The sequence below is a fragment of the Subtercola boreus genome, assembly GCF_003399645.1.
GTDB lineage: Bacteria > Actinomycetota > Actinomycetes > Actinomycetales > Microbacteriaceae > Subtercola > Subtercola boreus_A.
This window is the reverse complement of record NZ_NBXD01000014.1, coordinates 13,752-27,009: the sequence shown is the minus strand read 5'-3', so window position 1 is coordinate 27,009 and position 13,258 is coordinate 13,752. Positions and strand designations below refer to the sequence as shown.

The 13,258-nt window shown below is 69.4% G+C and carries 7 protein-coding genes; all 7 read right to left on the bottom strand.

Annotated elements, in window-relative coordinates; all coding sequences use genetic code 11:
- Positions 1–63 precede the first annotated feature (63 nt).
- The gene (locus B7R24_RS06280) at positions 64–630 is read right to left on the bottom strand and encodes an MOSC domain-containing protein (RefSeq protein ID WP_116418128.1); all 567 of its coding nucleotides are present in this window, start codon (positions 628–630) and stop codon (positions 64–66) included.
- A 62-nt stretch (positions 631–692) separates the two neighbouring features.
- Positions 693–4,040, bottom strand: coding sequence for a hypothetical protein (locus B7R24_RS06275; protein WP_147303980.1), 3,348 nt, complete (start codon positions 4,038–4,040; stop codon positions 693–695).
- A gap of 2 nt (positions 4,041–4,042) precedes the next feature.
- Positions 4,043–7,456, bottom strand: coding sequence for a tubulin-like doman-containing protein (locus B7R24_RS06270; protein WP_116418126.1), 3,414 nt, complete (start codon positions 7,454–7,456; stop codon positions 4,043–4,045).
- Between the two features lie 50 nt (positions 7,457–7,506).
- The gene (locus tag B7R24_RS06265; RefSeq protein ID WP_216364025.1) at positions 7,507–10,224 is read right to left on the bottom strand and encodes a hypothetical protein; all 2,718 of its coding nucleotides are present in this window, start codon (positions 10,222–10,224) and stop codon (positions 7,507–7,509) included.
- Positions 10,221–10,769 carry a hypothetical protein gene (locus B7R24_RS06260; RefSeq protein WP_147303979.1) on the bottom strand — a complete coding sequence of 183 codons (549 nt, stop codon included), beginning with the start codon at positions 10,767–10,769 and terminating at the stop codon, positions 10,221–10,223. Before B7R24_RS06260 ends, B7R24_RS06265 begins: the two co-directional genes overlap by 4 nt.
- Before the next feature lie 194 nt (positions 10,770–10,963).
- The gene (der, locus tag B7R24_RS06255) at positions 10,964–12,502 is read right to left on the bottom strand and encodes a ribosome biogenesis GTPase Der (RefSeq protein ID WP_116418123.1); all 1,539 of its coding nucleotides are present in this window, start codon (positions 12,500–12,502) and stop codon (positions 10,964–10,966) included.
- Positions 12,480–13,253, bottom strand: coding sequence for a (d)CMP kinase (gene cmk / locus B7R24_RS06250; RefSeq protein ID WP_437123511.1), 774 nt, complete (start codon positions 13,251–13,253; stop codon positions 12,480–12,482). The genes der and cmk overlap by 23 nt, the downstream gene beginning before the upstream one ends.
- Positions 13,254–13,258 lie beyond the last annotated feature (5 nt).

Below are 13,258 nucleotides of genomic sequence, written 5' to 3'. Positions count from 1 at the left end.
AGTCGCGAACCCACCGGCGCGCACCGCCCACGCGAGCGCGCAGCGCGCAGCGCGCAGCGCGCCTCAGGCGCGCGTCGACGACAGCGAGCCCGCGAACACCTCTGCGATGGTCGGTGCACCCGCGGGCTGCGACAGCACCGTGATCGTGTCGCCAGCGAGGATCGAGCCCGGCGTCACGACGCGGAGGTAGGCGCCGGGGCGGAGGGCTGTGGCGAAGCGCTTGACCCAGCCCCGGGCATCCGCACCGCCCACCCAGCGGGCGAACGTCTGGCAGGGCGTTCGGGGCATGGTGACCTCGACGACGACCTGTGCGCCGATCTGCCAGCGCGAGCCGATTGGCGCGCCCGACACATCGATGCCCGAGACGCGCAGGTTCTCTCCGAACCAGCCCGCCGGCAGGGGGCGCCCGAGCTCCGACTCCCAGTACTCGGCATCAGCGGCCGAGTACGCGTAGAGCGCCTTGTCAGCGCCGCCGTGGTGTGCGCGGTCGGCCTGGGCATCGGCGTAGAGGCCGAGCGGCCTCACGCGCACGGGACCGTCGACCGGGCGTTTGTCGATGGCGGTGACACCGACGTTGCCGGAGTCCGAACGCAGTTGGTGAACGACACACGCCGCCTCGAGTGATCCCACGAAAACCTCCCAGAGTGTACGGGCCCCCAGCCTAGCGAAGACCCCGACCGGGGACCGAGGGCTCAGATCCCCGAGTTCACGCAGGCGGCACCGCTCGCGGGGTCTGCGGCAGGGCACGAGGTCTTGCCGCACTGGGGGCAGCGGGCCGCATCGGCGCGCGCCGCTGGGTTGCCCGCGGGCGCGGCTGCGGCGAGGGCGTCGACGAGCTGCGGATGCCGCCGCTTGCCTTCTCCCCACAGGTGCACGGCGCTGAGAGGCAGGGGGCCCGCCAGGTCGATGCGCAGCACGATGTCGAGAGGGCGTGCCACAGCGTCGCTGTACGACGTGATGTGCACACGGCGCCCCTCCCGCGCCGCCAGTCCCGACGCGATGCGGGCCGGAGCGAGAACGAAGGTGGACGGTTCGATGTGGTGTCCGTCCTGCACCTCGAAGGGCGCGATTCCGAGGGCGCTCAGGGGGGAGATGGGATCGCTCGCCTCCCCCAGTGCGCCCGTGAGGAAGCCGCTCCACTCAAGGTCTTCGACACTCGTGTCGATTCCTGAGGCATCGGACTGCAGCCGCGCCAGGGGGTCGCTGACGAGTCGGCGCACCCGCGGTTTGGACTCGTAGAGCGCACCACTCTGCACCTCCTGGATGAGCTCGCCGAGGTGGGTGCGCGCCACGGTCTCGAGCAGTACCCCATCGGTCATGTTGTCGCGCACGATCCGACGGGAGTTGTTCGAGGCGTGCGGAAGGTCGTGGTCGAGAGCGTCGAGCCCAAGTTGTTCGGGCGAGAGGCCGAGGCGGGTGCCGATCGCTGCCAGCATCTGCTCGAAGGCCCGGGCGCGCCATCCGGTGCGTACCAGGCTGCGGGCCGCCGCATGCTGCAGGCGCACCGACTCGGTGGAGCTGCCCTCGTAGGCCTGCGCGACCTGCATCGCGAACGGCATCGCCAGCGTGTCGAGTGACGTCAGCCCGGAGTCGAGCCACGACGGCTTGACCGCCCACGGCCGGTAGAGCGAGACAGCGAGCAGTTCGAGCCAGTCCATCGACTGGCCGTGCAGGCTCGCCAGCCGGTGCAGCTCGCTGCGCACCTGCGTGGTCGCGCGGCCCAGCTGGTGCAACTCGTCGAGGGTCTCGGCGACGGTTCGGTCGAACTCCGACCAGCCGCGGTAGTAGGCCACCAGATAGCCCAGAAGAAAGAGGAGCACCAGCACGACGAGTGCGGTGACGATCATCCAGTCGGCCGGGTACGGGGGCCAGTCGCGCACCTGCTGCACGGCGCGGGGCAACAGCACGAGCAGCGCGCCGATGACCAACAGCACGAAGGCCGCGAGTCCGATTCGCCCGTGGAAGCTCTGCCGGAGGCGCACCAGCGTGCCGGCCTCGGGCAGCTCGGTGGCGACGATGCGGCGTTCGAACCCCGAAAGGTCGGAACGCGCCCTGTCGCGGGTACGGTTCATGCGGGCGAGCGTTCGCCAGAGAAAGGACCGCTCGCGCTGGCTGAGCCAGGTCTCGAACGAGGCCAGGGCGGTGCGATGGGTCTCGAGCCGCGCGGTGAGCCGCTCGAGGTCGGCGCCGAACTCCGTTCCGCTCAGCTCGAGGGTCTCGAGGCGCACGGGCAGCGCAAGGTACTCAGTGAGATACGGGCGAAGGGATGCGAACGAGTCGTCAGCCGATCCTGCCCCCGAAGCGGCACCGGCCGCCGCCGGGTCGGCTTCGCCGCTCGGCAGCCCGGGCACCAGCACAGTCGGCCGCCCCTCGCCGTCGAGGCTGATGGCGTTCTGGGCGAGCAGGTACTTCTGCAATACCTCGAAGCGCGCCGATGCGGTCACGTACTCGGACTGTGCCGCGTCGTACGCCGTCTGAACACCCTCTGCCTCGAGACGCGTGTCACGTATCGCCGACCCGATCCTCTCGCGCAGGGTGGAGGCCTCGTGCAGGTTCTGCGACCCGATCGACGCGGGGAATCCGGGGGGCAGAACGTCACCCGGGAAGTGCCAGACGTCGTTCGCGTCGGGCAGAACGTCACTGACGCGGCCGAAGACCGGCGTCTTGTCTTCGATCGGCGTGAACCCGCGGTCTTCGAGGTCGGCGCTGCCGTCGAGCGATCCGAAGACCAGCTCGCGAAGGCCGGTCCAGAGGCGAGGTGTCGACCGCAGCGCACTGGCCGCAGCGGGGGTGTTGAGCGACTGCTGTGCGGTCGCCTCGGCCTCGACCAACGCCGATCGGGCGGTCAACAGCATCCGGTCGCGGGAATCGACGCGGGGCGCACGGCGGCCGAAGAGGGCGCCGCCGTCCGTCGCCGAACCGCCGCCGGCCACCACTTCGAGCCGGCCCCTGTTCCCCTGGAACAACCGTTGCACCGCCGCCACGAGCCCGTCGCGAAAGAATGCGACGAACCAGTACGGCATCCAGAGGATCTTCTCCGCGGCGAACGCTGTGAAGAGCCCGAGCTGGCGGAAGACCCCGACGCTGTCCTTCCCCCGGATGCCTTCCAGCACGGGAGCCCGGTAGCTGAGTTTCGCGTCGTCGAGCTGGAAGGCTGCTTCGACCATCGCGCCCACGTAGTCATCGATCCGCTCATCCGGAATCGCCGCCGTTCCCTCGGCGGGCACGCCCCGCGAGGGGTCGATGAGGGCAGAGGATGGATCGGCGGCCGACTCGAGCACCTGCGCCGCGACACGTCGGGCGAGGCCGTCGGTCAGCACGGCGTTGACGAAGACCCGGGGCATCCAGATTCCGCCGGAGACCGGCTGCGCGGAGGACGACGAGTCGACGATGTCGAGAGACCCGGTGGGCACCCCGTTCCAGAGCCCGCCGACCGTTGCGATGTGCATCAGCGTGAATCCCACGAACCGGGCGTTATCGCGCACGAACGCATCGCCGGCCCAGGGGCTCGACCGGTCTTCGGGCGACGCCACGAGGGTGACGCCCTGGTCGGTGTCGGCCCACTCCACCCGCTCGCGCAGCTGGAACTCGGTGGGCGCTGCGATCAGGCTCACCTTCGTCAGCGAGGTGCGGGCCTTGAGGTGCGAGTACTCGGGGTTCACCGAGGGCAGCGAGAGGGTGATGTAGTCAGACACCGTCTGACCGATGGCGTCCTGCAGATCATCCTGTTCCCGGCTCGGCAACGCTGAGCGCACCTTGATGAGCCTGACGAGCGACAGCGATTCGCGCGCGAGGGCCTCGAAGAGGTCGACATCGATCTGCTGAACCTCACGATCGCTGTCGACACCGATCACCCAGGCCCGGATGCTCGGTGGGCTGTCGGGCAGCATGCTCACCCGCTCGGGCCGCACCCAGAGCGCCGGCGCCACGAGCGACAGTCCCACCCATTCGCGAGCGAGATCGAAGAGCGAGGCTCCCTGGTCGCCGCTCGGCAACAGGATGATGCTCACCGCGCCGTTCGGCCACATTCCGCGCGCCACGGCTAGATCCCTGACTTCGCGGCCTTGATTTCGACGACACCGTCACGCAGGTCGCCCAGCACGCGGATGATCTCGTTGCGGATCTCCCAGCTCACCGGGTAGTTGTAGACGCTGGTGCGGGCATCCTGCGTCGCGATCTCGGCACGGAAGTCGTCGAGCTCGCTCTCGAGGAAGGCCCGCAGCGCATCCTGGCGTGCGCTCAGACTCGCGGATGCGCCCCCCGCCCGCTCGTCGTCGGGTTCCGGCGCGCCGCCGGCCAGCTCGCCCGACCGGATCCACGTCGAGAGCGGACGCGACAGCTGTCCCGGCGCCCCGCCCAGCTCCATCAGCGCGTGGTACGCGTGGAGCGGCCGAAGCGACCCCTCCGAACTGATGAGCGCCATCGCGACGATGAGCGACTCGAGCACCACACCCGGGTAGTCGTTCGAGGGGGCGATGCCGGGATAGAGCAGCGGGTGCGGAAAGTCGGCGAACGTGCGGTGCTCGGCGTCCCACACGCTGAGCGCGGGGCCACGGGCGTCGTCGCTGGTGTCGACGGCGAGCTGGCCGAGCGCCTTGGCCACGTACCAGCCGCGGATGATCGACTCGGCGACCTCGGGGTCGGCCGGCACAGCCTCCATCAGCAGGCGCGAGCGCTTCCACTTCCAGAACGCAGCGCGGCTGTTGACGTTGTTCGACTCGGCCAGCCAGCCGCGGGCGATGGGCTCCATGACGGAGTCCATGACGAAGGGCTGGTACGGGAACCCCGACATGGCGAAGATCTCGATACCGTCGACCCGGGCATCCTGGAACCAGCCCTTCGAGACGCTGTCGTCCCAGACGCCCTGCGTGACGAGGGCGTGCTTGGTGACCTCGTACATCTCGGTGCCGGCCTCGAACGGAATCGAGCTGAAGACCAGCCGGGTGCCGTCGCCGACCGACTTTCCGTGAACCTCGGAGAGCAGGGCGGGGTTGAGCTTGACGAGCGGTTCGCTCGATCCCAGCGCCGCGCGCAGCTGCTCGGTGAACTTGTCGCGGCGGTTCTTGAACGTGACCGGGTCGACATGCTGCACATCGAAGTAGGTACGCAGGTCTTCGGTGATGTAGCTCTGGAACGCGGTGCCCTGGCGCAGCATCCACACCCTCGCCCTGTCGACGTAGACCTCGGGCTGGTCGGCGAAGGTGAACCGCGGCAGCTGGGGCGACGACACGACGTGGGTCTTGTCGGCCGTCACCACGGGCTTCCACGAGCGGGTGCTCTGGATGAGTCGCCAGCGCTGCTTCGGATCGGTGACCGTCTCGTCGCCGATCGTACCCAGCAGGATCGAGCTCATCACCGTGGGCATGGCGTCGCCGAACGATGCTCCGCTCGCTGCGGAGGAGACCAGGGATTCGAACTCGCCGGCGTACTCGGCGACCTCGACGAGCAGGCGCTCGTTCGGCGCCGGCGCGTACTTGCGCGGAACGGTCTGGTCGTCCTGGCGCGGCCAGAACTCGTACTCGTTGACGCGGCCGTCGGAGTGGTTCTGCTCCGAGACGCGGGACTGCAGTGCGGCGAGGCTGCTGGCGAGGTGGGCGCGCAGCGGATCGAGGAAGTCGCGGCGCAGCTCCCGCAGCAGCGCCGAGGCGCTGTCGCGCAGGCGCGCCTCAGACTCCCACTCGAAGGCCTGGCCGATACGGCCGATCGCGAGGTCGACCGGCTCCTGGTCGGGCCGGATCGAGTTCTGGCTCGACGACCGGCTCAGCTCCTCGTGGATGTAGCCGGGCAGCTGCCGGATCCAGCTGCGGCGAAGCTCCGCCTCGGCAGTCAGGGTCTCCGAGGCGCTCTTCACGACGCGGCCGACCCGGTTCAGCAGCTCGACGGTGACGGGCAGGCCGTGCTCGCCGATGGCCTGCTCGACGGTGGTAACGATGTGGGAGGGCTGCGACGCGATCCATTCGTCGAGTTTCGCCTGGCGATTGGCCGTGTCGCGGGAGAGGAACCGCTCCACTTTGTCGTTGTACTCGCTCATCAGCCGCTCGTGCCAGACCGAGATGTCGAGCCCGCCCGACTTGTCGAGCGAGTACTCGGCGCCGGCGGAGGCGAGAACGTCCTTTTCGAACTCGAGCTGCAGGGTCTTCTGGGCGGGCGCATCGCGCAGGGCGTCGATGACGTCGTTGCGCTCCTCCGTCTCTTCGTCGAGCCGGGCCGCGCTGATGAAGCCGGTCAGCGCCCACGATGCCTTGAGCTCGATCCACTCCTCGCGGGTGCGCTCGGTGAACTGCGGGTCGCTCTCGGCGTGCCAGAACAGCATGCGGTCGACGGAGGAGCGGGCGAACCGTTCGGCGGCATAGTCGAGGAACTTCTCACGCCCGAGCGTCACCCGGCCGAAGCCGAGGCTCGAGAACGGCGGCGACTGGTCGATCGGACGCATCAGTCTTGACTCGTCGCTCAACTTGTTCGCACCGACGTTCGCCGTCCAGTTGCCGGTCGCGTACTCGTCGATGTCGCCCTGCACGCGGTCGTCGGTCATCCAGGCGGCCACGCTCGTCGCGAGCGCCGAGTAGACCTCGCCCTGGTTGTCGAACGAGATCTTCGAGTTCTGCCGGCCGATGATGAACGGGTAGGCACCGCCGACCCTGTCGCGCGCACCACCATAGCTCGGCGTCAGACCCTTGCTCTTGAACAGCTCGATCGTCGACTCCGACGGGTTCGTCGTCCAGAATCCGTTCATCGTCTCGGCGACCGTCGCAAGTGCGTTGCTCGGGATGCCGCCACTGCCCTTGATCTGGTCGAAGACGTCGGGGGCGAAGAGCAGGCTGAAGAACTGATACGCCCAGGGCTGCGTCTTCGCGGTCGCCTTTATGGCCTCGATCACGTCGATGTACTGGCCGGCGCCCGATCCGCCGGCGATCGACGAGATCACGATCACCGTCGGGTTCGGCGTGACGCCGCCCTCGCTCTTCGCCCGCAGCACGTCGCCGAGGGTGCGCAACTGGCCGAGCGCCTTCGCGTCGCTCATCGTGTTGATGGACTCCGACGCAGCCTTCGCGATGTCGGAGAGCTTCGAGAGGGCAACCGCGCGCCCAACGGCACGGAACTGCCCGGCGCCCTTCGTCACATCCACCGGCACCCGCTTAGGGTCGGGGAGCTGGCGCAGCACGTCGTCCATCGCCTGCGACGCGATCTTCTTGCCGTGCACGATGCCGCCGAAGACGCTCTCGTACGCTCCCCCACCGGCGACGAGTCCTTTGTAGTTCTGCGGCGGCATGAACGGCTGGGGATAGTCGGCGCCGTCCTGCGCGATGGGCGTGTCGAAGTGCAGCATCTGCCAGGCCGCGGGAAGGCCGCCGTCCCAGCCGGCCTGCTGCAGGCGCAGCTCGAGGGCGTGCCGGAGGCCGCGCAGGGTCTTGCCGCCGGAGCCGCCGACGCCGATGATGAGGAACGGTCTGAGCATGGTCTGTCTCCTGACGAGAGGGGGATGTCGGTGAAGTGGGGAGCGCCGGGTCAGCGGCGGGGCGGCGGCGGGTCGCGAGGGTCGCGGCGAGGTGTGACGGGCGGGGGTGCGGCGGTTCCGGATGCCCGGGGTGCCGGTGGGGGTGCGGGGGCGCCGCGCTCCGCGGTCGCGGCCGGCCCGGCGCCGCGCTCTGCGGTCGCGGCCGGCCCTCTGCCGCGCTCTTCGAGCAGCAGCACCCGCGCCCGCGCCACGCGCGACCAGAGCGTGCGGTCCCGGGTCACGTCGAGCATCCGGTCAGTGAACTGGTCGGCGCGGTTCGACTCGTTGCGCTTGTACACCACGAGCCGGCCGGCGATCGGGCTGCCCGGCTCCCCCGCCAGGAGATCGTTGTCGCGCACGACGACCGCCCACAGCCGGTTGAGCTGGTCGGTCATCGGGGCGATCGTGCCCTGCTCGACGGCCACCCGGCGCGAACCCGCTGAGACGACCGTGAAGACGCGCATCCCGGCCGGTGCCTGGATCTCGTAGCGCGTCTGGAACAGCCGGGCGTGCGTGCGGAGCGTTCCGAGCTCCGGGTCGGTGAGTGTCTTCACCGTTCCGAGCTGCGGCTGGTAGAGAAAGTCGTCGAGCGTGGCCGCCATCAGGTCTATCCCCCGAGCACCGACGACACCGTTCTCGGCATCGACCGTCACGGGGAACGACGCCCGCAGGAGCTGTCGACCGTGGGCGATGCCGGACGTTACGAAGTTCATCAGCCACAGCACGACGAGGGCGATCAGCAGTCCGAGCAGAATGAGCAGCAGCACAGCCACGTTGAACGCCGCAGCGTTGACCGGGCGGGTCGTGTCGAACGTCACCGCGATCGTCTGCGGCAGGCTCTCGCCCGCGGCGCTCGTCAGCGCGACCGGCAGCGCGGCTGCCACCGAGCTGTTCGCCGCGACCGGGTTCGACGCCGCAAGGTCGACCGTCACGCTCTGCCCGGGCAGAAGCGCCACACAGCCGCCGGTGAGCTCAGCCGAGCTGCTCCACTGCCAGGTGTCGACCCGGTTCGCCGGGTCGGATACCACGGTGGGCGTCGCGCCCGACGGGAAGCACACCGAGCCGGCCGACCCGTCCGCCGGCGCGGCCAGTGTCAGGGTTCCGGTCGCCGAGCCCTTGGCTCCCTCGAGCGCACCGAGCACGAGAGCAGAGGGAGTGACGGTCGGGTAGTTCGCGGGAACGGTCACGATCACCGTCTGCGAGGCACTCACTGCCGCGAGCGCGATCTGATTCAGCGCCGTCGCCAGCGGATCGATCGAGTAGACCAGATCGACCGCCCCTCCGTCGTCGGCGCCCGGGGTGTAGGGCAGGGTGAACGAGCCGTCGGCAGAGACGACGGCATCGCCGATCTTCTGCGCCGCCGATCCGTCGGCCGGAAGTTTCGACACCGACACCGTGAGCGACGAGTAGTCGGTGGCGACGAGGGCACGCCCCGTTGTGGTTGCGACCTGCCCCGAGACCGCGCCGGCGAGCCCCGCCACGAGCTGGTTGCCCGTGCCGGGCACGATGGTGAGACCGCTGTAGTAGAAGAGCTGGCGGTCTCCGCCGCCCGGTGTGGCGAGCATCCATCGCCCCTGCTGGGCCGCACTCGCCACGTCGACGTCGATCTGGATGGCCCCGCCCGTCGACGTCACGACCACCGATGGGTCGACGCTCGCAGCCGACACCGCAGCCAACCCCGAGCCCTGGGGCGGCGTGAGCGTCCAGCTCGGGTCGGACGTGATGATCGTGAAGCTCGCGACCCCCGGGTCGACCTGGAAGCCGCCGTCGGCGTCGAACGGATGCGGGTACCCGCCGTTGATCAGCACGCCGAGTTGCGCGAACACCGAGGCGAGCTGGCTCGGATCGTTGGCTTCGACGAGCGCTCCATTCACCGACGAACTCGGTGGCGGCGACTGGCCGCACGTCACAGCTGTGCCGTCGACCTCGCCCGACGACTCTACGAGCGGCCGCATGTACTGGGTGTTCACCGCTTCGCCGCCGTCGGGGTGCACCGAGAGCAGCACGCCCACGACGACGACCCCGCTCTGGCGAAGCGCGTTGAACGTGCCGAGCCCCTCGGCGGGCTGGGTCGACCCGTCGATGGCGTTGCCGCAGAGGGTGTTGATCGCGGCCGCATTCTGGGCGGCATCGTCGCGGATGTTCAGCGCCCCATCCGTGAGCCACACCATCATCTGGCAGCCGTTGTTGGCGGCGTGCTGGGTGGCCAGCGCATCCTGGGCACCCGCGATGCCCGCACCCCAGTCGGTGAAACCGAGCGAGGGCTGGGTGCGGATGGTCTGTTTCAGCGATTCGGATGCCGCGGCTGCGGTCTCCGGCGTCACCGACGACCAGCCCGTGGCGGTCTTGTAGCTCGAACCGAAGAATCCGGCGCTGTAGTTCACCTGCACGCCGTTGCCGAGCCCGGCGAGCTGGGTCAGGCTGTTGCCGAGGATGTCGGCGCGCACGAAGTCGGGGTCGGTCGCGTTGACCGGATCGACATCTTTGAAGAGGCTGCCCGAGGCATCGATGAGGTAGAAGACGTTGAGCTGCTTGTTCGACGCGATGCAGCGGCGCACGTCGTCGATGGCCGCCGTGCCGGAGGCGTCCAGCGTGCCGGCGTCACCCGCGGCGGCGAGGGTGGCCGTGACCGTGCTCTCGTTCGGCAGCGACGCGGCAGCGGTGAGTGTCGCCACCCCACCCACCGCGAGCACCACGCTCACCGCGAGCGCGAGCATCCGGCGCATCACCGGTTGCTCCAGAAGTCGGAGATCGCCGCGGCGAGGTTGACGATGTGCCAGAGCGCCAGCACGAAACCCACGCGCACGAGCCAGGTGAGCACCGTGCTGTAGAGCGGCCTCGGTGTGAACCGGCGATCGCGCAGGCCCGCGCGCTGCCAGAGCCTGTCCAGCCCCGAGGCGACGATGACCACGATCGGCGTCAGCAGGTATCCGAGAAGCGCCACCCACCACAGGCGCGGCTCGATCACGGGAAGCGTCGCGATTCCCAGATCGGATGCCCGGGCATCCGCCCCCTCGACGAACGCCAACACCAGGCTGATCACGAACGCCGCGCCGCCGAGGGCCAGCGGAAGCACGCTCGCGACGTCACCCGAACGCCCGGCGCGAGCGGCAAGACCGGGGCCGCCCCCGCGGCCCGATGTCGCGGGCACCGCGGAGCGTGACGCACCAGCACCCCACGCACCAGCACCCGACGTACCGGCACCGGCACCGGGCGCGCCCTCGCGTCGCGGCCGGGGCGGCAGGGGTGGCGGCGGCGTGGTCACTCGGCTCACCCCTGTCTCAGCTCACCCGGCGAGGCCACAGCCACGCGCGACCGGGCAACCCGACTGCGCGAGGGGCCCGTGCCGGCACCACAGCGGCGCCGACCAAGCCTCCACGATAGTCGAGCCCCCCTGACATTCCCGTGGGTAGCCTCCCAGCCACCTCCCAGTGCGCCGGGAACCTCAGCGCCCGGAGCGCCCGGGTTCTAGCGCTTGCGCTTCTCGCGCACCCGCATGTTCACGTTGACGGGGCTGCCCTCGAAGCCCCAGATCTCGCGGAGGCGACGGGTGATGTAGCGGCGGTAGCCGGGGTCGAGGAACCCGGTCGTGAACAGCACGAAGGTCGGCGGGCGGCTCGACGCCTGGGTGCCGAACAGGATGCGCGGCTGCTTGCCACCACGAACGGGGTGAGGATGCTCGGCCGTGAGTTCGGCGAGGAAGGCGTTGAACTTTCCGGTCGGAATACGCGTGTCCCACGACTCGAGTGCCAGCTCCAGGGCCGGAACCAGCTTCTCCATGTGACGCCCGGTCTTGGCCGAGATGTTGACGCGCGGCGCCCACGACACGTGCGCCAGATCCTGCTCGATCTCCCGCTCGAGGTAGCGGCGCCGTTCGTCGTCGAGCAGGTCCCACTTGTTGAAGGCGAGCACCAGCGCGCGACCGGACTCGAGCACGAGGTCGATGATGCGCACATCCTGCTCGCTCACCGGCTGTGACACATCGATCATGACGACCGCGACCTCGGCCTTCTCCAGCGCGGCCGACGTGCGCAGCGACGCGTAGAAGTCGGCGCCCTGCTGCAGGTGCACCCGGCGACGGATGCCGGCAGTGTCGACGAAGCGCCAGATCTTGCCGGCGATCTCGACCTGCTCGTCGACGGGGTCGCGGGTGGTGCCCGCGAGCTCGTTCACGACGACACGCTCCTCGCCCGCAGCGCGGTTCAGCAGCGACGACTTGCCGACGTTCGGCCGGCCGAGGATGGCGACACGGCGGGGCCCGCCGACCTCCTGCTTGGCGACGGCCGAGACCTCCGGCAGCACCTTCATGATCTGGTCGAGGAGGTCGGCGACACCCCGGCCGTGCAGCGCAGACACGGGGTAGGGGTTGCCGAGGCCGAGCGACCAGAGGGAGGCCGCGTTCGGCTCCTGGCGCACGTCGTCGATCTTGTTCGCCGCGACGAACACGGGCCGCTTGGTCTTTCGCAGCATGCGCACCACGTGCTCGTCGGTCGCGGTCGGGCCGACGTTGGCGTCGACCACGAACAGCACGGCGTCGGCGAGGTCGATGGCGATCTCCGCCTGCGCGGCGACCGAGGCGTCGATACCCCGGGCATCCGGCTCCCAGCCGCCGGTGTCGACGATGGTGAAGTGGCGCCCGGCCCACTCGGCCTTGTAGTTGACGCGGTCGCGGGTCACGCCGGGGGTGTCTTCGACGACGGCCTCGCGGCGGCCGATGATGCGGTTGACGAGGGCCGACTTGCCGACGTTCGGCCGACCGACGATCGCCAGCACCGGCAGGGCCGGCAGGTAGGTGATCGCATCGGGGTCGTCTGTCGCAGCCTGGAGGATGGCGAGGTCCTCGTCGCCGAGGTCGTAGTCGGCGAGGCCGCTCCGCAGAGCATCCGCCCGCCGGGTGACGAGGTCTTCGTCGAGGTCGCTCAGGCGTTCGACGACCGCGCTCGAGACCTCGGGGTACTCGTCGTACTCGCCGTCGGTGTCTTTGTCAGCGCTGTGTATATTGACCATCTGAAGCCTTCGTTCGTGCAAGTGTGACAACGTCGACCACCGCTTTCACGGTCTGGCCGAAGTCGAGTTCGGTGGAGTCGACGGTGGTGACCCCGTCTGCGGCATTCATGAAGTCGACGACCCGGGAGTCTGCCCGATCGCGAGATCTCAGCTGTTCGCCAACCACGGCGGCCGTCGATCCGACGATTTCTGCTGAACGCCGGTTCATTCTAGCCTCTTCTGAGGCCGTCAGCAGGATTCTGCTGGTCGCATCGGGCGCGACCACCGTCGTGATGTCGCGGCCCTCGACCACGATGCCCGCTCGATCCGTCGACAGGATGGTGTCACGGAACAGGTTCGTCAGAAACGTTCGCACCTCGGGCAACCGCGCGACGAGCCGCACTTCGCTCGTCACCCACGGCTCGCGGATAGCGTCGGTCACATCGTCGGGACCGACCTTCACGAAGTACCCGTCGGGGTCGGTTCCGATCGACAGGTCGAACTCGGGCAGCGACGCCACCACGACGTCGGGGTTCTCGGCGTCGAGCCCGCGGTCGAGCAGCATCCACGCCAGTGCGCGGTATGCGGCCCCGGTGTCGAGGTACGCGAAGCCGAGCTCACGCGCTGCCCCCTTGCTCACACTCGACTTGCCGCTGCCGGCCGGTCCGTCGATGGCCACCACGACCGGCCCGTCGAACGCGACCACGACCACGACCGGCTCAGGATGCCCGGCCACCGCTGCCCGACCGGCCACCGCCACTTCGTCACTCACTGCAT